Consider the following 22,036-nt stretch of genomic DNA (forward strand, 5'->3'; position numbering starts at 1 on the left):
TTAAATTGGTAGCATTAAGTACCACATTTTGTTTAAATTAAGCATACCAATTTAGGGTCAAAGGGGGCAGCCTTATGCCAAGACAGCCCATGTCCCACCCTGCCGGGACGAAGACAAAGCAGGTTTATACCCTTCTGCGGGAGAGAATCTTTCTAGGCACATACCCGGCTGGCAGGAGATTGCCGTCAACGAGAGATCTTGCAAGCGAATTCGGGGTATCACGGGCACTTATCGTGGAGGTCTATGAACAGCTGATCGCTGAAGGCTATTTGGAAGGCCGACAAGGCTCAGGCACTTATGTCGTGGATTTTGGCGGCCGACGGCCCTCTCCGGTTTTTCAGCAGGAAAACCTCTCCCTTGACGCAGCCAATTCTATAAAAACTACTACAGGCTTCCATCGCATTGATTTCCGCCCAAGCTTCCCGGCACTGGAGCATATTCCCCGCAAAAAATGGAAGGAAACCGCCTCGGCCGTATACGAAACTACAGATGCATGGGAATACGGCTATGACCAAACGGAGGGCCATCTCGAGCTCCGCACGGTCATATGCCAGCTCTTACGAAATACCAAGGGGATTCATTGTCTCCCATCCCAGGTCATTATTACGGCCGGTGCTACCCAAGGCATAGCCCTGCTGTGCCAGCTTTTATTGAAACCCGGAGCTGCCATGGTCTCAGAGGATCCGACTGCTACCTTTATTTATGAGATGTTTGCCTCTACCGGCGCTGACATTGTACCCGTTCCTGTCGATGACCACGGACTATGCATCGATGATATCCCGTCTTCCGTTCGGCCCAAGTGCATCTTTGTTACTCCTTCCCACCAATTTCCGTTTGGCAGTATTCTGTCGATAGGGCGCCGTATGGAGCTTCTGGAGTACGCCAGGCAGACGGGCTGTTACATTATCGAGGATGATTACGACAGTGAATTCCGCTATGCGGGAATGCCGGTCCATGCTTTAAGAGAGCTGGATGCAGAACGGGTCATCTATGTCGGAACCTTCAGTAAAAACCTGTTCCCCGCACTCCGGATAGGTTATTTAGTTGTCCCTAATGAACTGATCGCTCCTCTTCATCGCCTGAAGCGACTGGCGGATATGCAAAGCCCGACTCTACCCCAGCTCACTCTGGCAAGGTTCATAGCAGAACATCATTTGGAGCGTCATATCGCTCGTATGAAACGCATCTATGGCAAAAGACGAAACCGTCTCATCGCCTGCTTATCCGAAGCGTTCGGCAGCGGGGTCCGAATATCCGGCGATGCCGCGGGCCTGCATCTGGTAGCGGAGTTAAACCAATTCAAGCTGGATTCCTATGCAGCTGCGCGGCTTGCGGAACGGAACATTACCATTTATCCTGCGGAGAAATATACTATCGCCAAAGGACAGTACGAAGACCGGCTCATTATGGGATTCGGCAACGTGTCGGAACCAAACATTGCGGAGGGGGTTAAAGCCCTTGCGGAGATTTTACAAGCGGAATAGCGGAGGATACACGACCACCCAGGATAGGTTGGAATGAGAAAGCAGGCCTCTCAAGAAGGCCTGCTGAGCTTGCCGCGGCTCAAGACTCCATTGCCAGCCCTAGAGCCAACAGCTTGGATACTGTCTTCCAGTTGCGTACGGTGGTCGGAACCGCCAGCTTGGTAAGATGAGCCGCCAGCTTGGAATCGCGGACGCTGTTGCGGAATAAGAGATAAATCTCCCGTCCCGCTGCATGATATTTATCATCCGCGGTTTGGTACGGCTTCAATTTTTCAAGCTTCTCCGGCAACGGCTCTTCCAGCAGAAACGCCACATATAAGCTTTCCGCATCGGAGGCCGCATCCGCTTCGGCAATTTCTTCTTCAGTGAATGGGCAATGGGCAGCCACCTCTCGCAGCTCGTCCAAAGTTCTTAAAACGACTGTAATAGCGAAGCCAAATGTGTTCTCCAGCTCCCGCTCCATTCTTTGGCGCAGCGATCCATGCTCTTCATCGCACTCTAACAGCACATTGCCGCTTTGAATATAGGTTTGCACGCGGCTTATGCCGTCCATTTGTTCCATCATTTTCTTCAAATCGGCCATTTTGACTTTATTTTTGCCGCCTACATTAATCCCCCGCAGCAGTGCGATATAGATCATCAATGCTTCATCTCTTTCTTGGTAAAATTATTGAATCCATCGTCTCCGTTAAAATAACATGACCGCCGCTTTCCCCTGTCATCTATTCCGCTTTCGCAACAACCCTGGTTAAAGAAGAGTCCGCTTTAATAGATAACGGCAAGGCTATAATTTCAAAAGATGGCACTTGCAGCAGCTTCTCCACATTAGTCAAATTTTCAATAATCAGAATGTCGTGTTGAAACAAATACTTATGGATTTCAAATGGGTATGAGTCCGGTGACGGGAAATCCAGCCCAATCATTTTCACCTGCTTCCGCACCAGCAATTCTGCAAATTGCAGGGTCAGCACAGGATGATCCGTGTAATACCGGGGTTGTCCATAATATTGACTGTACCCTGTATACAATAGGACGATTTGCTTTTGCTGAATGTGCTGCTCATATTCCGCTTTGTAGTCGATCGTTCTATCTTGGGAGACATCAAGCAGACATCCTTCCCCTATAAAGGTTTCCACTGGAAATTCATTAAGATACTTATCGCAATCCAAAAGATGCATAGGCCCGTCGATATGCGTACCGGCATGCATATTTGCGGACAACTGATGGTTAGTATAGCCATCTTGCTTGATATGCTTGGAGCGTACCAGTGAGGTTTCAGCGTCTCCAGGATACACAGACATTCCGTCATAAATGGGATGCGAGAGATCTATGATTCTCATTCAAGCTTCCTCCTTTGATTTAATGCAAACCAATATGATTTAGGTTAGGGGAATGAGGTGGCCAGCTCGGGATTTTAACGGCTTCCTCATAACGACTTGATCATTTTATAATTCGCTAATTTCACCCCCCTGCGCTCTACTACCTGCGATTCCAGGACCCGGTACCCCATCTTTTCAAAAAAAGGCTTGGCCGTAATGCTCGCCTCCACATCGATCTCAACCAGCCCCAGCCGTCTCGCTTCCTCTTCCAAACTATCCACCAACGCCGAAGCAATGCCTTGTCTTTGATAGTCTTTGTGAACGTACAGCCTGTCCAGATGTCCCTCAGAAGTCATATCCGAAAATCCGGTAATGACCCCGTCAGCCTCAGCAACATAAGTGACATTGCGGCTCATCGAAGCTTCCCAGGCTTTCAGCTTTAGGGCTTGCTCATCTCTCGGCGCCCATGCATCCAGCTGCTCTTGCGAGTAGTCTCTGCCGTTAACCGAATGGACGGTTTCGTAGAACAGCGAGACGATCTGGTTCATATCGGAAGCTTGAAATCTTCTGGTTTTCATAACGGTCCTCCCTAAGGGAAATATTGCCATTAGTCCATTATACGGCTTTGTACGCTTTGAGAAAACCTTTATCAAAACCCTCAAACATAGAGCGGCCCCATTCGATGCCCTTTCAGCCCCAATAGAGTTCATTCCTCTCTAAGGCTTTTTCCCCATTGCAATATACAGTCAGAATGTATATAGTATAACTATACAGTTAGACGATATACAGTTTGGTTGAATAAAAAGGAGGTCCTATATGAGTCGCGATAAGCATTTACCGCTCACGGAAACCGTCTACTATATTCTCTTGGCTTTGATGGAGCCTGCTCATGGCTACTTGATTATGCAAAAGGTGGAGGAGCTCAGCCGCGGGCAGGTCAGAATGGCGGCAGGAACGCTGTATGGAGCGGTCGAGAATCTGCTGAAGCTTCAATTCATAGAGCCCGTTCAAAGCGATGATAGCCGGCGCAAGGTTTACGCTATTACAGATAAAGGCAGAGAGATTTTGCGGCTCGACCTAGAACGAATGATTCATATGATTGAAGTAACCAAACCAATTCTCGGTTAAGAACGGGAGGAATGACAGATGAGAAAATTCAAGTTTTTTCTTAACTTTGATAAAGAAGAGCAATGGTTGAACGAGATGGCGAAACAAGGGTATCAGCTAACCAATAAATCATCGTTTGGATATGAGTTTCAACCGGCGAAGCCTGAACCTGCCATGATCAAAATCGATTACCGCACCTTTAAAAAGAAGGGGGATTTTGAAGATTACCTGGCGCTATTTGAGGATTGCGGCTGGAAGCACATTGCAGGAACGAAGAGCTCCGGCACGCAATATTTTAAAAGAAGCGACGCCCGTGGAAATGAGGATATTTTCTCTGATGCCGACTCCAAAGCAAGCCGCTATAAACGGATATCGGAAATGTGGATTACCCTTGCGGCAACGTTTATTCCTATTTTCGCCGCATTGGTTTCCACCGGGTCGATTAAAGTAGGGGCACTTCTGAACCCCAAGTTGTTATATTACACGCCAGGACTGTGGGAAAAAACCGGGGCTTCCTTTTGGACCGCCTTCTTGTTTGAAACTCCGTTCGCTTTCTTTAGGGGCTTCTTCTGGATGATCATTCCGCTCATGATTATTTTGTATCTTTTCTTTGCCTACAAAGCCAATAAACAGTACCAGATGACACAAGAAAATAAGCATATAAAATGAAGGTAAAGCAAGCAGGAGCTGACCAGGACCCCAGATGTGGGTTAACCCGGGGCAGCTCTCTTTTTTATTACCGGCGTTTTCTGCAAGAATCCGTCTTTGCGGCGGTAGAGGGAAACGGCAGCAAAATAACCCCACAAAGTGGGGCCTTGGCGTCGAAGCTGATCCAGGTACTTTGCGGGGAGCCCCGAAAAGCCTCCAGCTGCCTGCTCCTCTCTCATGGACGGTCATGCCAATTCCATAATCTTACTTCGCCCACACGAATAGTGGACACCCACGGTTCTTGCTGCAGCTTCAACAGCTCCTTGGTCGGTCCCGTCAGGACGACGCCATACAGCTTAACGCCGTTTGCCTCAAGATATTGAACGGCGGAATCCAGCCGAAGCCACGGGGCAAGACGCTGAGTGATTCTGGAGTATTGCTGCAGAAGATGGAGCGTATCCATAAAATTTTGCTCCCTGATCTGTCCGTCTCCATAAGCTTGAACCCCGGGCGAGGAGGAGCTCGTTATGACAACCTTACTGAACCATCCTGTTTTTTGCTCCTCATAGCTGTTGACCTTCATATCCTTCTTATGCCAAATAGGAGTTGACGGAAACCCGACAGGGGCCATCACCGCCGGATCGTCCTCAGTCCTCTTCTCTTGATCCGTGTAAGCGGCGAACCAGACCGGATCCATATTTTTGTTTTCAAGAAGCTTTAGCAGCTCATCGGTCGTGTACAACCGGTCCAAGGAGACGAATACCTCGGAAACCGTGCCTTCCGGCAGCTTTTCCAATCGGCTCCACTCCGGGTCCGCTTTATGCTTTGCATCAGGAAGCTGGAACAAATAAGCACCAGAAGCAGAGGCTTCATTACGCCACGTCGTTTGTTCAATCCCCGGCCACCCCAGCAAGAACGAGAACTGAAAATCCCCGATCGACGACTCCATCGACCCTATTTTCTTTCGCAGCGTTCCTTTGTAATCCATCGTGAAAAAGGCGCTCGAATTGCTGCCTCCGCTCACACTTAAATTTGGCCTGGTCAGCGATATTGCCGAGGAAATAACGTCTTGGTACACAGCGGAGCGATCGCCAAGCCCGTAAAACAATCCGGTCAATATAGCACTTACCATGGTTAGAGAAATGAGAATCCCGATTGCGGTCAAGGCCGTTTGCAGACGGGCTTTCCATTTGCCCTTGCGAAGCAAAGAGGCCTCTTTGCTGGTTGAGGCTGCCCCATCCTGGAGCGGACCACGTTCCTCCTCCTTGCCCAGAATCTCATTCAAATAGTTCTGGTAAGCTTCCATTTTATCCAGCTCTTGCTCCAGCTGCTCTTTCTCGCTGCCTGTTAATTTGCCTTCCGCATAGTCCTGTAGCTGACGTTTGAAGTGTTCGCTCATAGCTGCTCCTTCCTTTCCTTATGCTGCCTTAAGGCTTGCCTGGCGCGATACAGCACTATTTTAAAATGTGAAAGTCGGATCTCCATAATATCTGCAGCCTCCTGATAGGACAGCCCGTGAAAGTCATGCAGCAGAATTGCCTGCATCTGAAGCTCGGGCAAAGCATGAATGACATCTCCGATCTGCTCCCACTGCTCTTGATCCAACACATATTGATCTGGAGTACGATGATCCGGCAGCCGGGCAAAAAACTCCGCTTGGGTCGGAACGCTCCGCTTCTGCTTGCGATAGGAATCCACGAATGCGTTGTAAGCAACGCGGAACAGCCATGGCTTTACTTTATCGTCCTTGCAATGCTCCAGATACAGGTAAGCCCGGTAAAACGTTTCTTGAACCAAATCTTCCGCAGCATGATGATCCCGGCAGAGGGAGAACAAATACCGGTAAACATCTTTAACATATAACTGATACAAGCTGTCCAATGAATACCGTTTCATTCCATCCCCCCTCTCTCTATACACGAATGAAATCCGGGAAAGTTACACTCCTTCAAAAAAAGTTGGCGCTTTAACCAGTTCCGGAACAAAACAAAACTAAGGCGGGCCTCGATTTTCCTGGGTTTGGCACTGCAGAAAAAGACCCTCCACCTTTCCCTAGTCGGAAAGTTAAAGGGCCATGAGGACTATGCATACGGTGTTGTAAACTAAGATCGCCTATCTAAGTAAGACCGGTTAACGTGCTATTGCACTCGCATCGCGCAGCAAATATCCGGCCGCCTCTTTGGTAATATGCTTGTTACTCTGCGCCTCCACCTCGTGGATAAACGCTTTGATATTGTTATGCTCCAGCTTTACCTGCAGGCTGTTGGCAATTCCGGCGTTATCGATCCAGCCGTTCTGTACGAACCTGGCGACTAAAGCTTTCAGGCCGTCAACGCTTGCATAGGTTTGGAATGTCACGGTGGAGCTCTTCGTGTTGCCGGCGTTATCACTCACGGAGACCACTAGCGAATGCGAACCGAGCGGCAGCGTATACAACGCAATGGCCTCTCCAAGCTTGTAGGCTTTCGAATCCAGCGTCGCCTGCGCTGTGCTCTCATCGATCCCCGATACATTGTCCTTCATCGTGATTAAGGGCAGCCAGGTGCCGGCATCACTCATACGATCGTACACCACGCCCGTCACTGTGATCGTCGGTGCCTCCGTATCCAGCTTGATAGTGACCTTTTGTGCGGCTTCTACGTTACCCGCCCTGTCCGTTGACCGGTAGGTGAACGGATTCATACCATTCTGCTGCACCGTCACTGCCCCGGTATAGCTGAGCCACGTGCCGCCGCCGTCCAGGCTGTACTCCGTCTTGAACGTGCCAGGCAGGTTGTCGTATACAGCCAGACTAACCGTCACGGGGTGTACGTACCAGCCGTTCTTTCCGTCCGGCAAGGCCGGTGTTACTACCGCTGTCGTTACCGGAGGCTTACGGTCGACCGGGTAACCGAATACCTTCACTTCCCCGAGCTGAGGCGTATACCAGTTGTTGCCCGGGTTGTTCCACAGCACGGCATCAATCATCTTTACACGCACGTATCGCGCTTCGACCGACAGCTTATCGGATGTGAACCCATAATCCTTGTTGTCTGTACGATCCAACGCGGTCGTGAATGTGACGCCATCCTTGCTTGTTTCGATCTGGTACCTATGGTAGCCCTCCGATCCGTTCACCAAATACCAGGAAATCTGGATGCGGCTTAAGTCATACACATCCTCCAAGTCTACCATCCACCACTTCGGCCAGGAGTTATTGGCAGCTGTCCAACTGGTGGTATAGTCCCCGTCGTTGGCATAGGATGCCGGTTTCCCATCGGCCGAGTCCTGTGCCATGGCAGGCTTGCCCTGAGACAGGAGCATCCCATCTTGAACCGGGACAACGACCCCCGTCTTGCGGTTGAATAGAACCTGATCGTAGTAATCATAAGAAGCATATCCGTTATCCAGCGCTATCGGCAGCCAGCGTTGCATGGAGCCCGTGGCCCCGCTGGCCCATCCTTGCAGCCATCGATTCGCTTGCATGACATAGGAGGTCGTATCCGTTCCACGGATCGTCCAGACGCCCCCGGACTGGGCGGAGAAAGTCGTCGAATTCCCGATTCTTCGCAGCTCCGAATACGGCCCCTCAATGGACGTTGCAGACGAATACATTCCCTTGCTCGGATACCATCCGGCCGCCTCAGAGGTAAAGAGATAATAAAAGCCGTCCTTCTTGATCATGGAAGGAGCTTCACGATGCTTGCCTTCATGAATTTTGGCCGCTTGCTTCTCGACGGTAAGATAATCCGGACTCAGCTTATACAAGAACAAATCATTGTTATTGTTTCCTGCCGAGATGAGATATCCCGTGCCATCGTCATCCTTAAAGAACGTCATGTCACGAGAGTCATTCCCGTTCGGTCTGAAGCTGCCGTGGAAGGTCATCGCCTCTCCGGGATAGCCCGATAAGACGGCTGCTCTGCCAAGGGAATAATCCTTATTATTTTCATAGTGCAGCCAGACGACAATCTTGCCTGTTCCCTCATGATAAGTAAAGTTCAACGATTCGAACTTGCAGGCAGCCAGCTCCGGATGGGAGTCCCTGGTGAGAACCGCCTTCTTGGGCGTCCAATGCTCCCCGTCCTGCGAAGTCTGGACATTCACCTGCTTGAAGCCGCTGCTGTCCCGTTCGTATTCGTAATAGTAGGATGTCGAGCCCACTTGGATCGTGGGGAAAATCCTCGGATTGCCCGCTTCATCCAGCCACTTCATCTCTACGGTGTTGTCATAGGTTTCGAGCTGATCGGGCACGACGAACGTTCTGACGCTTGCAACAGCCGAATCCTCCGATGCTCCGCCGGCATGGAAGGCTTTCACCTTATAGTAATAAGTTTGATTCGCAGTTACATTAAGATCGCTGTAACCCGCCGCTCTGCCGGTATAAATCTCGGAATACGTACCGTTCCTGTCGTTCGACCGATACAAAGCATACCACTGTGCATTCGTCACCGAGCTCCAATTGAGATTCACACTCGTTTCCTTGGTTTGGCTTGTGGTGATGAACGGCGTTGCCGTAAGTCCGGCCGGCGGGTCAAGCTTCCTGTCCGAAGTATAAACCCTTACCTCATGCAAGCCTCTGTACCAGGTGACAGGCTTATCCGCATTGTTCGAATGGCCGAACTCGCCCAGGATCGTTACTTTAACATAACGGTAGGTGCCGGATAGCTTATGGCTTAAGAAAGAGGTCGTCTTGTTCTTGCTCTGGTCTACCAATGTTGTGTAGTTAACATCATCGTTGCTGGCTTCGACCTTATAGGTGTAATAGACCTCCGAGCCGTTCGTTTCTCTCCAGCTCAAATCGATACGGCTCAGATCATATTCGCGCTCCAGATCCACCCGCCAATACGCCGGAAAGGAGGTGCTGTTCCAATCGAAATAATTCGAGTAATTGCCGTCATTAGCCGCGGATGCGCCGAAGCCTGATGCCTGCCCGCTAGCCGTCACCGGCTTGCCTTGAGATACCAGCAGGTCCTTGGACGGCTGTACTTCCCCCGTTGCCGCATCAAAATTCCATTCTCTCTCGTAATTCATGTCCGCGATCCCGTTTTCCAGCTGGAGAGGAAGCCAGATATATTGGGAATTGCGCAGCTCCGACGGATTCCATCGATCCCCCACATAGATCGTATGGGTCTCTTTGCTGCCGTTCAGTGTCATAATAAACGCAGGCTGCGTATAAAAGCTCGTCGGATCGCCGAACAGCTTCAATTCCGACCAGCTCGCCGGGTCCTTGATGTTCTTCGTCGTCGTGTACTTGCCCTGGTTCGGGTACCAGCCGGATTGCCCCGAGGAGAACATGTAGTAAATGCCGTCCTTCTTCACTAAGGCCGGTGCCTCCCGCCGGACATTCTCCAATATGGTGTACATGTGATGATCGAGGTACAAATAATCGTCGGTCAGCTGGAAAAAGCTGGTGTCGGCTCCGTTATTAGTGGCCGAGATTAAATAAGCCGTTCCGTCGTCATCCTGGAACAAGGTGAAATCCCGGGAACCAATCCCGTACGGCCGGAAGTGATACAGGAAGGTATAGGGACCGTCCACCGTATCCGATACCGCCACGACCACATTAGAAGGACTATAGCTGTTGGCTGTTTCCCAGTGCCCCCATAAGACAAACTTTTTCGTAGCGGCATTATAGAGCACTTTCGGGCGCTCAATCTTCGAATAAGCCAGCTCCGGGTGAGAATCGGGCTTCAAGACTGTATTGCGGTATTCCCACGTCTTCAAATCCTTCGAGGCATAGATCGATACCCCGTACAGCACCGCCGAGTTATGCCCCTTGTCCTCGCCGAACCAATAATAAGTATCATCGACCTTGAGGATGCTGCCGCCATGAGCCTGGATCATACCTCCGGACGTATCATACCAATATTCTCCATTGCGGATCGTATCGCTGTATGCGCTTTCGTCAATGACAGTCACTTCTGCTTGAACGCGGGTTGTTCCACCCTTCACTGTCCCTCCGGCTGTGAAGGTACTAGCAGCGGCATAATGCTTCGGGTCTACAGCATCCCACGCCACTTCCAGATTTGCATACAAACCGTTGGTATAGTCGACCTTCACAAGCTCAGGAAGTCTGGGCGCGATGCCTGCTTTAGTGGTCAGCTTAAGAACGTTCGGCGACTTGAGGCTGGAGAGCTCGTTGACAAGATAGCCCCATTCTTTCTCCGAAATGAGCTTGAAGCTGCCGGTGACCGCATCGGCTGGCATGGAAACACTTGAGTTCTCCTTTGACCAGCTGCCAGCTGAATTCAACGCAGAATACAGCGACCAGCTTCCATTGGCGAACTCGTATTTATACCACTTGTCCTCCGATAGAGCCTTAAAGACAGACGGATCTGATCCTGCCGTCCCCAGCGCCTGGTCCAGGATCGATTGCGGTACGGCGCTCCCGCCGTTCAGTCCGGTCCAAGCCTTACCGTCCCGGCTGACGGCATAGAACCGTTCTCCCGGCAAGGAGCTTTTCTTGCGGTATTCCATTAAGTAACCGGTAAAAGGGTCCTGCGCACGGATTGTCACCGTAAAGGATTTGGTGTCCGTTGCGGCCCCCCTTTTTATAGTTGCCGTAAGCTTCACGGGAAGATCCGCCTCTCCGATCGGAGGACGGCTGATGACTCCGTCCGGACGCAGATGAGCTTCATGATCGGACTTCCAGCTGATTTCCGATAGGTACGCTCCCGTATGCGGAAGGCTCAGATGACCCGTAACGACCTCCGGAACCGTAAGAGCCGCTTTATCCAACGCTACCGAATCAGCATCAGAAGGTGAGGCCGTCGTAACGCTGAGGGCCGGGGAGAGAGGGGACTCATACCCGTTCTGCTCGACCGTAACGTTGTAATAATACGTAGTTCCCAACGTCAGATTTTGATCCTCGTAGGACGTGCCTGCCCCATCATACACCAGCACAAAGCCGCTATCCGGCTTCGTGGAACGGTAAAGACGATACCTTACTTCTCCCTCTGCTGCAGCCCAGCTTAGTGGAATCGTAGTAAAGGTTGGCGCACCCGCCGTTAATGCCGGGGCGGCCGGCTTCGGATCCGGGATCGGCTTCACGGCAATATCGTCCATCCCCGCTTTGCCCCATTTGGTCCGAAAGCCAATTTTACCGGAGGCTAGCGAGCTGTCGGTCACATTAAAAATCAGATTGCCGTCCAAATAGCACCGTATGGAGGCTCCTTCCAGAGCCATTCGCATCGTGTACCACCGGCCCTTTTGAGTCGGGAAATTGACGGAGGCCAGAGTGGAATCCGTTCCATTGACCTTCTTGTTCAGCTCCAGCTTGTTAATGCTCGTAGGATTCAGCCTGAAGTAGTAATAATTATTGGTATCCTTGAATCGGGCCAGCATCCCGGGATAAGGTCCGTCATCAACCAGCTGTATCTTGGTCTCATAGATATAGTCCGTCCAACCGCTATCCCCTGCCGTTGCATAGGCTTCCTGGCTGGTGTTGCTCTGATACAGCATTTTGTTGCCTGAAGCAGTCCCATCATCAGTGACCGACCATGTCCCGCCCGATATCGTCCATCGGGCAAAGCTTCCGTCCTCGAAGGTATCGGACAACAATACCGCTTGGTTTGCGGCGGCTTCAGCCTGACTAACCGAAGCGAACGAAAGGATTCCAGCCGCTTGAAGCAAAATCAATACTATGGACAGCCATCTTCTTAAACGCAATGCTCACACCCCACCCGTTCTAAAATGGTTTTCATATACCAAAATAAACCGCTTACATTTTGATTTGCGCCTTCACGCAGGAAAGGCTTTCGGACCGGTACTTACCTATACCTAGGTTCACCGGTCCTGTTCCTATAAACTCCTACTTGATTCCTTTATTCGCCGTGTATTCAAGCCATTGCTTCTTATATTCAGCCTGCACCTTCTCTAGCCCGGCTGTTTTGGCTTTGCTCAAGAAAGTATTTAACCCTTCATCGATATTAGCGACCAGTCCGGCCTGCAGCGGATACAAATACTGCTTCTCTACCTGCTCCAATGCCGCACGCTCTGCCTGATAAGAGGTGTAATCTTCTGCGAAACCGAGGAAAATGTCGGGCTTCTGGATTTTGTCCAGCTCATCGAAGATCGCTTTTACATTGTCATAGCCTTTGTCAAACAGCATGAACTCCGGATTTCTCCAGGCCCATCCCTGCATGCCTTCACGCGGGAAGCCGTTTGTGTTTTTATCGCCCAGCATCGTGTAGTAGCCGTTTTCAATTTCGAAGTTTTTGCCTTGAATACCGTATTGGGTCAGCCAATTATATCGTTTGTCCGTAACCAGCTTCTCGTAGAAAGCCAACGCCCGCTCCGCGTTCTTGCTGCTCTTCGGAATGGCGAAGCCGTTATGAATCGGATGCACCGGCGTAGCAAAGCCGATGGTCAGCCCGTATGGATGATACCCGAGATCCCAATCCGGATGCGCCGATTTCATCTTGATAAGGGAATCGTTGAAGCGGGTCGGGTTATCGCCGATAATGGCCGCCGCTTTCCCGTTGACGACTTGGTCCGGTATGGTGTCTTTAACGTTCAGGACGTTTTTAGGGAAATACCCGTTATCGGCCCAGCGTTTGACCATAGTCAGCTCCTTCTTCTGCTCATCGGAGCCCCAGTAGGAGTACACCTCGTTCGGCTTATCGTATTTGATCCCTATTCCGTAAGGAATCGGTCCGCCGATCCATTTGTTAAACTCGCGAATCCGATCCGTCAAGCCGGAAATGTCCGAATTGGCGGCAAGAGGCATAATTGTCGGCTCGTTCTTCTTGATGCCGTCCAGATAAGCCTCGAAGGTAGCCAGGTCAACAGGCTTCGGCAGGTTATATTTCTTGCGCAGATCCTCGCGCCATACAAACCCGTTCGTGACATACTCCTTGTAGGTAGCCGGAACGGTGTAAATCTTCTTATCGATCTTGACCGCATCCCACATATCCTTCGGAACATGAGCCTGCAGCTTGGGCGCCGCTTTGGGCAGCAGATCGTCGAGGGCAAGGAAGGCTCCGCTCTTCGCATAAGCCTGGAACTTGGTCCACTCCGCCGTAAAAATCAAGTCAACGGATTGCCCGGAGGACAATAGCAGCTTATATTTTTGCTCCCAATCGGTCCACGTGGTGAAATTGAATTTCACAGTTGCATTCAGGTCGGCCAGCGCCAGCTTATTGACCTCCTCTTCTATAATAGGAAGATCCTTGGGCGCGCTGCCCAGCATGTAAAATTGCAGCTCGACCTTCTTCGAGGTATCGACGCCTGCCTTCGCTGGGGTCTGCGAGCCGGTCGGGGCATTATCGGAAGCAGCAGGCTTGGGGGTATTGCTAGCGCCCGTGCATCCGGACAATGCCGTCGACAGAAGCACGCTTGCCATGAACAGCGATGCGGCTGTTTTTCCTTTATTCATTTTCATGTACATCCTCCCTTAAGTTCACTTGATATATGTTAGCCGGGCGGAATGGAATCCTATCCCGGATTTAACCTTTTACCGCGCCAATCGTCAAGCCCTTGACAAAATACCTTTGAATAAATGGATACAAAAGCACGATCGGCCCCGTTACGATTAGCGCCATCGCCATTTTCGTCGATTCCGTAGGAATATCCTCCCCAAGACTGATGCCGGTGCCCGCCCCCATATTCGTAATAAAGGCAATCGTATTAATGATGTTGTAAAGATAATACTGCAGCTGGTACATCGACCTGTCATTGATGAACAGCGAAGAAGTAAACCAGTCGTTCCAATAATGGAGCGCGAGGAACAGCCCAACGGTGGCAATTCCCGGCAGCGAGAGCTGAAGCACGATCCGGTAATAAATCGTAAAGTCGTTAGCCCCGTCGATCTTGGCCGATTCAATGATTTCGTCAGGCACGGCCGAACGGATAAAGTTCTTCATTAGAATTATGAGAAACGGGGACATCAGCCCAGGCAGCACCAGAATGGCATACGTATCCATCAGCTTAAAATATTTGGTCAGCATGATGTACCAAGGGATCAGCCCGCCTCCGAACAGCGTGGTGAAATAAATGTAGAAGGAGAAGCGGTTGCGGTACTTGAAATCCTTGCGCTGCAGCACATACCCGGCCATGGTGATGAAGAAAAGACCGAGCAGCGTGCCGATTACTGTCGTGGATGTAGTTACCCAGTAAGCCTGCAGTACCTCTTCCGGAAACTTGAATACCATCCGGTAGCCTTCAAAAGAGAACTTCGCCGGAATCAGGTGATACCCGTCCCGGATGATGCTTTCATTGTCCGTAAAAGAGGCCGAAATAATCAGAAGAAACGGAAACAAGCAGGCAAGCGTGACGAGGGTAACGACAATATAGGCCATCGTTTGGAACACATTGTAATACTTTTCTTCCTTGATCTTCATAGAATCCTCTCCCTGGCGTCATTGGCATTGTTCACTAGAACAACGCGTACTCATCGTTAATTTTTCGGATGATATAATTGACCGTCATAATCAGGACAAATCCGAAAAGCGATTGGTATACCCCTGCCGCCGTAGCCATGCCGATTTCAAAGGTCACCTTCAGCGAACGATACACGTACGTGTCGAGAATATCGGTCGTGTTATAGAGCAAGCCGTTATTGCCGACAAGCTGATAAAAAAGGTCGAATTGACCCTTCATGATGCTGCCGAGAGCGAATAAGAGCAGCATGACGAAGGTGGTTCGCAGCATGGGAACGGTAATATGCCAGATCCGCTGCAAAATGTTCGCTCCATCAATCTTGGCCGCTTCGTAGTATTCGTCGCTTATGCCGGTAATGGCGGCCAGATAGATGACCATGCTGTAGCCGATGTTTTTCCACAGATAAAAGAGGATGATCAGAAAAATCCAAACCACCGGCTTGCTGTACACATCCACGGGCTCCATGCCGAAGCTTTTGAGCGTCGTATTCATTACGCCTGTTTCATAATTGAACACGTTGTAGACGATAACGCTCAAAATAACAAACGATACAAAGTATGGGAGAAACATAATCGACTGCGTCCATTTCTTGAGCCATTTGGTCTTCAGCTCACTGAGCATAATGGCTAAGGCTACCGCAAGCACGTTGCCCAGCACGATAAAGGCCAGATTGTATCCGAACGTGTTTAAGGTCAGCTGAAGCAAAATACCCGACTTCCATAAAAAACGGAAGTTCTCTAAGCCTACGAATTCACTCCCGAACAGGTTCGTATTAAAATCGAAACGGGTAAAAGCATAGTAGATTCCAACCATCGGAAAATACGAATTAATCAGAAAAAACAAAACCGCAGGCAGCAGCATCAAAAACATCACGCGGTTTATTTTCACCTCATGCCAGAAGCCTCTCTTCTTGCTGCCCACCGGCTTATCGGCTTCTCCAGCCTGGATCCGGTTATTATTTCCTTCCATCATTGTGCTTGCGTTCAACCTGTATCACCTTCCTTGAATAATCTGCCGTTGTTCTATTCGTCGTTGGAGTTCGTGGTTGGACAATCCCCTGACCTTGGGCTAGGGTGTTCCCTGATTCGAAGTATAGGGGATGCCTGTTCGGATGGAAACTGAAGCTTCTGGAGGTTTGTGAACTATCCTGCGATGGGGTATATGAACAATAGCTGCAGGAATGAATCCTGGCTGCAAGCGCCTCAAGCTGCTGCATTATGGACTCACTTCCGGTCCGCAGTTCACAAAAGTAAGAATAGTTCACTTCGGTTGTGTTTTTTAACTGGACTACTTTTTGTCTGGTATAGTATGATTTCTACACGATTTCCTAGTTCGGAGTGGAGGTGCCCTTAGTGAATGTGAATATCCGATCCTTTGTAAAAAACCGCAAGCTCTACACGGTCTTTCTCATGAGCATCACTTTGTGTATTGCGGTAACGCTTATGATCTCTTCATACGTCTATTATAGAAACTACACGGGCATTGCTTTGGAGCAGGCTTACCAATCCGATGTGAACAGCTTGACCGGCAAAAGCAAGGAAGTCATTGGCATGACGGACAGCGCACAGGCCCTTTCCTTTCAGATTTACCGCAACAGTACGATCGGGAAGCTGCTGTACTATCCGGTTCCCAATATTTATGACGTCACAGCCGCTATGGTGGAAATTTCCAACTATTTGAATTCCATGCCGTTTATCGAATCGATTCTGGTGTATAATTCGGCTTCGGATACCTTTTACGTAGCGGCGCATTCCGGGCAGAACGGAATCTTCACGCGCAGCGAGCTGGCGGATACCGGCATTCTTGATATCCTGTCGCATTTCAATGAATATAAACCGTTTACACCGATCCCCAGATCGTACGATATCAGCTCGGATACGAAGGAGACGATAAGCGCTTACACCTATCTCTGTTATGATGCTATTAACAAAAATCAGACGATCAATTCGGCTGTCGTAGTGAATATATCGGCCTCGTGGATTAATAAGGACATTGCGCCGGATCATGAGAGCACGCCGGGGCAAGCGTACATCCTGGATGATAAAAACCGGATGCTGTCCATCACGACGCTGCTGCCCCCCAACTGGTCCGAAGCGGATAATGCTCTGATTCTGAACCATGTGGCCGGCAGCAAATCCGGTTACTTCATCGATAAGATTAACGGGGAGAAAGCCCTGGTCACGTTTACCGAGAAGGATTCCTTGGGCTGGCAGTATGTAAGAATTACTCCTTACCGTACCTTAACGAACAGCATCGGAACGATCCGGAATACGACGATGGCTATTGCCTCCGTCATCCTGCTGGCAGGATTCATCATCTCTTGGCTGCTATCCGGCATCCTGTACAGGCCGATTCGACGAATGATGCATAAGGTCCATTCGCTGGAGACCGAGAGGCGCGACCATTTCCAGACCATCAAGCAAAATGCCCTTCGGCGGCTGCTGCTCGGCACGCGTTCTTTATCGAGCGAGCTGAAGCCGGAAAGCTTGAAAAGCATTGGCATCACCTTTCAATTCCATCAGGATTACCGGGTCGTTATTCTGAGAATCGACCGTTTCCAGAAGCTGAAGGCCAGTAACGGCAAAGATCTGCCCCTTTATAAGTACGCCATGATGAATATCAGCTCGGAAATTATGTCGAGCCCCTATCAAGCGGAAACGGTGGACATGGACGATGACAGCATCACGATGCTGGTGAATCTTTCGGAAGAGCAGACTTCAGTCAGCGAAAAAGGCTTTGTGGAGCGGCTGCAGCAAATTCAAAAAGCGATTCATGATTTCCTGTCCATCAGCGTCTCTATTGCCTACAGTCCGGTTACTAACCAGCCTCACCACCTCCACCCGCTCTATGAGCAGGTAAAGGAAGCGGCGCTGCACCGCATGTTTTACGGTCATGGCTGTCTTATTGATTCAGAGGATATTGTGGCGCTGAAATCAAGGGAATATGTTTATCCTGTAGAAAAGGGCAAACGGCTAAGCGATGCGATTATGGCGGGGAAAATGGAGGAAGCGAAGGCGATCTTTGACGACATTGTTCAGGAGACGTCCCATTATCCGATTCATGTGATGCGGCTTGCGATCTCCCATTTGTCCATGACGATCAATAATTTGATCTATACGATCCAGAAGAACGGGGCATTGGAGTTTCGCAGCGGGCTGGACATTTATATGCCGTCGGTCGAAACCGTAGAGACGGTGGAGGAGCTGACGAGCTCCTTCCATGCTTTCCTGGATGAAATCCAAAGCAAGCTCGTAGAAAAGAGAACGATGAAGCAGGGTGATCTGATCCGCAGCATCAACGAGCTTATTGACCGGCATTATGCCGATCCGAATCTGTGCCTCAACTGGATTGCAGAACAGGTCTCCATGTCTTCTATTTATGTCAGCCGCGTGTATAAACAGCAGACGCTGAATGCCATTGTGGATGTGATTAACGAGGTCCGTCTGAAGAAAGCCAAGGAGCACCTGGAGCAAAGCGACAGCTCGATTGCTGAAATTGCGGAGAAAACGGGATATACCAGCAGCTCCTATTTCCACCGCATGTTCAAAAAACGGTTCGGGGTAACCCCGGCTGAATACCGGAAGGCTGTGAACGTCCGCATGGGGTGAAAATAAAAACACAGGCCGCTTAGCGCCTGTGTTTTCCATTTTGCTAAAACTAGCCGGCCTTGGAGCAGTGGGGAACCCGCAGGAGGTCAGCAGCATTTGGGCCATATCGTACCTCCTTAACCTTTCTATAGTAAGCGTTTACAACAATTTACTGCTTCAGCTTGAACGAATTGCGAATAGACTCCACATCGTGAAACATAGACAGGTACTGCTGCTTCTTGTTCTCGTCGTCCGGAACATATTGAACATCGGAAGGGGTATGAAAAGTAAAGACCGTATCCCCGGTCTCGCCAATCTTCGTAACAGGAATAAGCTTCACAAGCTCCGTCCCATCCTTTTCCCACTTTGCCTTGGGCCATACCTCTACCGTAAATAACTGCCCTGCCGGACCGTTGATCTTGTTGGCAAAGGTAATGCGATCATTCCCCTCTGTTACCGTATATTGATTCTTCCACTTCACAGGAATGTCCAGCGTAAAGCGATGCTTCGTATTTTCATAAACCATGCTCTTGGAGCCGTCAGCCTTGTCGTCGGCACAGGCATTAAGAATACAAAGTGTGGTCAATAGCAGCACTAGAACAAATTGATTGCCTTTCATTCCCTATCCTCTCCTTCGGCATTCATTCCCTTGCATCCTTATACTATGTAGACGTACAAGATTGTAAAAAGTTTCCTTTGGATTACTTCTTTTTTTGTCCGGCAGGAGAGGATTGCGTATAAATTTATTGCGGCTTTAGTTCCAGCCAGCGCTTGACTGCCCAGACATGATGCTCAAGGAACAACTCCTCCGCCCGCCCCATATCAATCCATTTCATAAGATGATCGTTCTCTATCGGCTCCGTCACTTTATTGACCAGCTGTGCTGCCCACTCAATCCACCGAATCCATCCACAATGTAAAAAGTTTCAACCGTTCCTCATCCACATCCTGTCTCCCATAGGCATCAAGAAATGCATCCATGTATCGGTCTGTCTTCAAATTATAGGCGAGCGTCCACATGCCCCAGTACAGATCATAATGCCGATCTCCAACCCCGCCGTATCCGAGGTCGATAAACCCCTTCAATGCGAAGTTATCCATAATGATGTTAGGCAAGCAGTAATCCCCATGAATTAATACATGATCCTCCGCCGCACTCTGAATCTGCTGTACGATGACCGGACTAAGCCGACTCCCCGTTTCCTCCAGCATTTCCATCGTTCTATGAAGATAGGGGCAGCCCTCTGCCGGAAGGGAGTGAAGCATTCTTAAATACTCCCCGAACACACCGGCTAATTTCATCGGATTTGCGATATGTGCTTCCGACGTACCGTCTTCTCCCGCTACCGCTTGCGTAACTAAATAGTCGTGATCTTCATCGAAATCATAGGCCATCACATTAGGAGCTAGACCATGGCAGTGGTGCAGGTATTGCGTCATTTCAAATTCCCGCTTCAGACGCCCCCGCTTGCTTATTTTGAGAAAAGACCTGTCGGTTCCCTCCACAAGCAGGGTTCTGGCTTCTTCCGAGCAGCTGCTGTCATAAATCACTGCCTTGTCTAATAAAGGTCTAACGGAGGCAGGCACGGTTTCCTTATCGAAGTCCGTTATGGTTTTTCTCATCAATCATCCACTCCATCCCTATTCATTCATAGGACCAAACACGCACACCGCATTAGAAACGGGTTATGGATGCAGCCCATTTAAATAACATTCGAAATCAGCAACCGAATGGAATTGGCGTATAGTCACCTCTTCCGAGCGAAGATGCCGCTCCAGCCGTTCGTCCATCTCCAATACAGCTGTACGCAGCGGCTCAAAATCGTCGGGGTCCAGGAGCGCTATCATGTCCGGGTAGTCGAACCTTTGGTAATAACGGCGATAGTCACCCAGGTCAAGGAGCGGAGGTTTCTGCCCCTCTTCCGCCTCATAGAGAATTTGCGCCAGGCTGTCTTGAACATGGATCGCGGTAAAATAGGCCGTTTCATAGTGACCCTGCTCGCAGGCGGTCAGCATTTTGTTCAGCAGGCCCTTCGTTTCTTCGTAGTATCCCTTCATGCGTTCTTGATAAGAGCGGCTTCTGCTCCCGCGCCTGTTCTTCCTTTTGTTGGCAAGGAGATGCATCATATCCCTGGTCATTTGTTCACAGGCCTGCATGATTTCTGTCGTTGAACGGCTGAACATCACCGTATCGAGGCAGCTGTCCAACGATTCCGGCTGAATCGGCAGGCTTCGTACCTGCTCGCGAAAATGGCCCCACATGCGCGTATAATACGTTTGGTTTACCAAAGCGAGGCTTTCAAAAAGAGACACGATGACTTCGTGAGCCAGCATCCGGCAATAAGATAAGTCCAGGCTGCCGCCGGCAAGGCGCATTTTCGTCAAGTACAGCAGTCCATTGTGCAGTACGGCTTCCGCTTTATCAAGCAGGCCGTCAGCCTGATCCGGCTCCTTCATTGAAGCGATTTTATCTCGGAGGCCCAAAAATCTGGCGTAATCCTCCTCCGACCGGACATACAGCAGCTCGCAGTCCACAATAATGGTGGTGCTCCAATTCTCGAAGGCCGCCATCTTCTCGGCACGTTCCCAGCGGATTGGCCAAAAATCGAAGCCGATTCCATCTATAATAAACTGAAGCTCTACTTCCTGCCCTCTGTCCGTGGCGGGGATGAAGAAAAAATCAAGATCCGACCGTTCAGTGGCCCTTCCCTGCAAATAAGAGCCGTAGTAACCGGCAATGGCTATATCCTGCGGATAATGCTTCCTGATCCGTTGGACCAATAGCTCCGCTACAGCAAAAACATCCACCGTGTTATCCCCCTATATCCCATCATACGAATCCGATATTGGATCCCGCTGGAATAACTATATAGGATTTTTTTCCAATAATGTAGTACTATAATCATTTTTTACCTGCCCATTGATGGCCCCACAAAGTGAAGCCTTAGCTTCGGAGCCTATTCAGGTACTTTGCGGGGAGCCCCGAAATATATAAGAAAACCCCACAAAGTGGACCCATGGCTGATTCGATGCAGAATGAAACGGACCAGCGTCGTGTCGAACGCTAGTCCGTTTCTGCTTGTTCATTTTTCGCTTTTTTGAGCTGCTTTCGCTCGACATGGGCCACTCCCCATTGATGTAAGGCTTCCAAAATGGGAGACAGGCTCATGCCGTATTCCGTGATGGAGTATTCCACTTTCGGCGGGACTTGCGGATAAATGACTCGTTTAATGATCTCTTCCTCCTCCAATTCGCGCAGATGGAGCGTAAGCATCCTTTGAGTGATATCAGGCAGCAATCTTCTTAGCTCATTGAACCGCAAAGGTTTACCTTGAAGCAAATGATAAAGGATAATCGGCTTCCATTTGCCGACGATCGAATCCAGCGCCACAACGAATTGGCATTGGGCAGAGTTCTTTTGCATACGTTGACCTCCGTTACAGTACCTTTTTTAATACTATACCACATTTTTGTGCGTACTTAACAAACAAATATATATATTATATGATCAGTCCAGAAACTGTATTTA

Annotated in this window: 18 protein-coding genes; 4 read left to right on the forward strand and 14 right to left on the reverse strand. The window is 49.8% G+C overall.

Translation table 11 applies throughout. The annotated features are described in order from the left end of the window. Nucleotides 1-74: 74 nt before the first annotated feature. Nucleotides 75-1,484 (forward strand): MocR-like pyridoxine biosynthesis transcription factor PdxR, encoded by a 1,410-nt coding sequence (pdxR, locus tag ABEA66_RS10395; protein WP_345587498.1) that lies wholly within the window; start codon nucleotides 75-77, stop codon nucleotides 1,482-1,484. Nucleotides 1,485-1,563: 79 nt separating this feature from the next. Here pdxR and ABEA66_RS10400 read toward each other — a convergent pair whose 3' ends face one another. The 3 genes from ABEA66_RS10400 to ABEA66_RS10410 form a co-directional block, all read right to left on the reverse strand. Beyond that, the gene (locus ABEA66_RS10400; RefSeq protein WP_345587499.1) at nucleotides 1,564-2,124 is read right to left on the reverse strand and encodes a DUF1697 domain-containing protein; all 561 of its coding nucleotides are present in this window, start codon (nucleotides 2,122-2,124) and stop codon (nucleotides 1,564-1,566) included. Nucleotides 2,125-2,206: 82 nt separating this feature from the next. After that, nucleotides 2,207-2,824 carry a cyclase family protein gene (locus ABEA66_RS10405; protein WP_345587500.1) on the reverse strand — a complete coding sequence of 206 codons (618 nt, stop codon included), beginning with the start codon at nucleotides 2,822-2,824 and terminating at the stop codon, nucleotides 2,207-2,209. An 86-nt stretch (nucleotides 2,825-2,910) separates the two neighbouring features. Beyond that, the gene (locus ABEA66_RS10410) at nucleotides 2,911-3,381 is read right to left on the reverse strand and encodes a GNAT family N-acetyltransferase (RefSeq protein ID WP_345587501.1); all 471 of its coding nucleotides are present in this window, start codon (nucleotides 3,379-3,381) and stop codon (nucleotides 2,911-2,913) included. Nucleotides 3,382-3,619: 238 nt separating this feature from the next. On the opposite strand from ABEA66_RS10410, the gene ABEA66_RS10415 reads away from it, so the two are divergent. Together ABEA66_RS10415 and ABEA66_RS10420 are read left to right on the forward strand one after the other, a co-directional pair. Beyond that, a complete protein-coding gene (locus tag ABEA66_RS10415; protein WP_345587502.1) occupies nucleotides 3,620-3,931 on the forward strand; it encodes a PadR family transcriptional regulator in 312 nt (103 codons plus the stop codon). An 18-nt stretch (nucleotides 3,932-3,949) separates the two neighbouring features. Next, complete coding sequence (locus ABEA66_RS10420) at nucleotides 3,950-4,579, forward strand: DUF2812 domain-containing protein (RefSeq protein ID WP_345587503.1); 630 nt, start codon at nucleotides 3,950-3,952, stop codon at nucleotides 4,577-4,579. 214 nt (nucleotides 4,580-4,793) lie between these two features. On the opposite strand, the gene ABEA66_RS10425 is transcribed toward ABEA66_RS10420, so the two are convergent. From ABEA66_RS10425 to ABEA66_RS10450, 6 genes are all read right to left on the reverse strand, one after another. Beyond that, nucleotides 4,794-5,957: an anti-sigma factor gene (locus ABEA66_RS10425; protein ID WP_345587504.1), complete on the reverse strand. Its 1,164-nt coding sequence runs from the start codon at nucleotides 5,955-5,957 to the stop codon at nucleotides 4,794-4,796. Next, nucleotides 5,954-6,454, reverse strand: coding sequence for a sigma-70 family RNA polymerase sigma factor (locus ABEA66_RS10430; RefSeq protein WP_345587505.1), 501 nt, complete (start codon nucleotides 6,452-6,454; stop codon nucleotides 5,954-5,956). Before ABEA66_RS10430 ends, ABEA66_RS10425 begins: the two co-directional genes overlap by 4 nt. A 234-nt stretch (nucleotides 6,455-6,688) precedes the next feature. Further along, the gene (locus tag ABEA66_RS10435) at nucleotides 6,689-12,208 is read right to left on the reverse strand and encodes a family 43 glycosylhydrolase (RefSeq protein WP_345587506.1); all 5,520 of its coding nucleotides are present in this window, start codon (nucleotides 12,206-12,208) and stop codon (nucleotides 6,689-6,691) included. 142 nt (nucleotides 12,209-12,350) lie between these two features. Continuing rightward, nucleotides 12,351-13,916 carry an extracellular solute-binding protein gene (locus tag ABEA66_RS10440; RefSeq protein ID WP_345587575.1) on the reverse strand — a complete coding sequence of 522 codons (1,566 nt, stop codon included), beginning with the start codon at nucleotides 13,914-13,916 and terminating at the stop codon, nucleotides 12,351-12,353. 70 nt (nucleotides 13,917-13,986) lie between these two features. Then, on the reverse strand, nucleotides 13,987-14,880 hold the full coding sequence (locus ABEA66_RS10445) for a carbohydrate ABC transporter permease (protein ID WP_079912342.1): 894 nt from the start codon (nucleotides 14,878-14,880) through the stop codon (nucleotides 13,987-13,989). Nucleotides 14,881-14,914: 34 nt separating this feature from the next. Continuing rightward, complete coding sequence (locus tag ABEA66_RS10450; RefSeq protein ID WP_345587576.1) at nucleotides 14,915-15,892, reverse strand: ABC transporter permease; 978 nt, start codon at nucleotides 15,890-15,892, stop codon at nucleotides 14,915-14,917. 380 nt (nucleotides 15,893-16,272) lie between these two features. On the opposite strand from ABEA66_RS10450, the gene ABEA66_RS10455 reads away from it, so the two are divergent. Further along, a complete protein-coding gene (locus tag ABEA66_RS10455) occupies nucleotides 16,273-18,528 on the forward strand; it encodes a helix-turn-helix domain-containing protein (protein ID WP_345587507.1) in 2,256 nt (751 codons plus the stop codon). A gap of 148 nt (nucleotides 18,529-18,676) precedes the next feature. On the opposite strand, the gene ABEA66_RS10460 is transcribed toward ABEA66_RS10455, so the two are convergent. The 5 genes from ABEA66_RS10460 to ABEA66_RS10480 all read right to left on the reverse strand — a co-directional run bounded on the left by ABEA66_RS10460 (nucleotide 18,677) and on the right by ABEA66_RS10480 (nucleotide 21,931). Next, nucleotides 18,677-19,126, reverse strand: coding sequence for a hypothetical protein (locus tag ABEA66_RS10460; protein WP_079912341.1), 450 nt, complete (start codon nucleotides 19,124-19,126; stop codon nucleotides 18,677-18,679). A 124-nt stretch (nucleotides 19,127-19,250) separates the two neighbouring features. Next, nucleotides 19,251-19,373, reverse strand: a complete 123-nt coding sequence (locus ABEA66_RS10465) for an NUDIX hydrolase (RefSeq protein WP_345587508.1) — start codon at nucleotides 19,371-19,373, stop codon at nucleotides 19,251-19,253. 25 nt (nucleotides 19,374-19,398) lie between these two features. Beyond that, on the reverse strand, nucleotides 19,399-20,130 hold the full coding sequence (locus ABEA66_RS10470) for an aminoglycoside 3'-phosphotransferase (protein ID WP_345587509.1): 732 nt from the start codon (nucleotides 20,128-20,130) through the stop codon (nucleotides 19,399-19,401). Between the two features lie 63 nt (nucleotides 20,131-20,193). Next, the gene (locus ABEA66_RS10475; RefSeq protein WP_345587510.1) at nucleotides 20,194-21,315 is read right to left on the reverse strand and encodes a nucleotidyltransferase domain-containing protein; all 1,122 of its coding nucleotides are present in this window, start codon (nucleotides 21,313-21,315) and stop codon (nucleotides 20,194-20,196) included. A gap of 256 nt (nucleotides 21,316-21,571) precedes the next feature. Next, nucleotides 21,572-21,931, reverse strand: a complete 360-nt coding sequence (locus tag ABEA66_RS10480; RefSeq protein ID WP_079912338.1) for a winged helix-turn-helix transcriptional regulator — start codon at nucleotides 21,929-21,931, stop codon at nucleotides 21,572-21,574. Between the last annotated feature and the right edge of the window lie 105 nt (nucleotides 21,932-22,036).

It is taken from the genome of Paenibacillus vulneris (assembly GCF_039543185.1).
Lineage (GTDB): Bacteria > Bacillota > Bacilli > Paenibacillales > NBRC-103111 > Paenibacillus_S > Paenibacillus_S vulneris.

Coding starts and splice junctions, on each gene's coding strand:
- pdxR (WP_345587498.1), top strand. CDS start 75: ATGCCAAGACAGCCCATGTCCCACCCTGCCGGGACGAAGACAAAGCAG.
- ABEA66_RS10400 (WP_345587499.1), bottom strand. CDS start 2,124: ATGATCTATATCGCACTGCTGCGGGGGATTAATGTAGGCGGCAAAAAT.
- ABEA66_RS10405 (WP_345587500.1), bottom strand. CDS start 2,824: ATGAGAATCATAGATCTCTCGCATCCCATTTATGACGGAATGTCTGTG.
- ABEA66_RS10410 (WP_345587501.1), bottom strand. CDS start 3,381: ATGAAAACCAGAAGATTTCAAGCTTCCGATATGAACCAGATCGTCTCG.
- ABEA66_RS10415 (WP_345587502.1), top strand. CDS start 3,620: ATGAGTCGCGATAAGCATTTACCGCTCACGGAAACCGTCTACTATATT.
- ABEA66_RS10420 (WP_345587503.1), top strand. CDS start 3,950: ATGAGAAAATTCAAGTTTTTTCTTAACTTTGATAAAGAAGAGCAATGG.
- ABEA66_RS10425 (WP_345587504.1), bottom strand. CDS start 5,957: ATGAGCGAACACTTCAAACGTCAGCTACAGGACTATGCGGAAGGCAAA.
- ABEA66_RS10430 (WP_345587505.1), bottom strand. CDS start 6,454: ATGAAACGGTATTCATTGGACAGCTTGTATCAGTTATATGTTAAAGAT.
- ABEA66_RS10440 (WP_345587575.1), bottom strand. CDS start 13,916: ATGAATAAAGGAAAAACAGCCGCATCGCTGTTCATGGCAAGCGTGCTT.
- ABEA66_RS10445 (WP_079912342.1), bottom strand. CDS start 14,880: ATGAAGATCAAGGAAGAAAAGTATTACAATGTGTTCCAAACGATGGCC.
- ABEA66_RS10450 (WP_345587576.1), bottom strand. CDS start 15,892: ATGATGGAAGGAAATAATAACCGGATCCAGGCTGGAGAAGCCGATAAG.
- ABEA66_RS10460 (WP_079912341.1), bottom strand. CDS start 19,126: ATGAAAGGCAATCAATTTGTTCTAGTGCTGCTATTGACCACACTTTGT.
- ABEA66_RS10470 (WP_345587509.1), bottom strand. CDS start 20,130: ATGAGAAAAACCATAACGGACTTCGATAAGGAAACCGTGCCTGCCTCC.
- ABEA66_RS10480 (WP_079912338.1), bottom strand. CDS start 21,931: ATGCAAAAGAACTCTGCCCAATGCCAATTCGTTGTGGCGCTGGATTCG.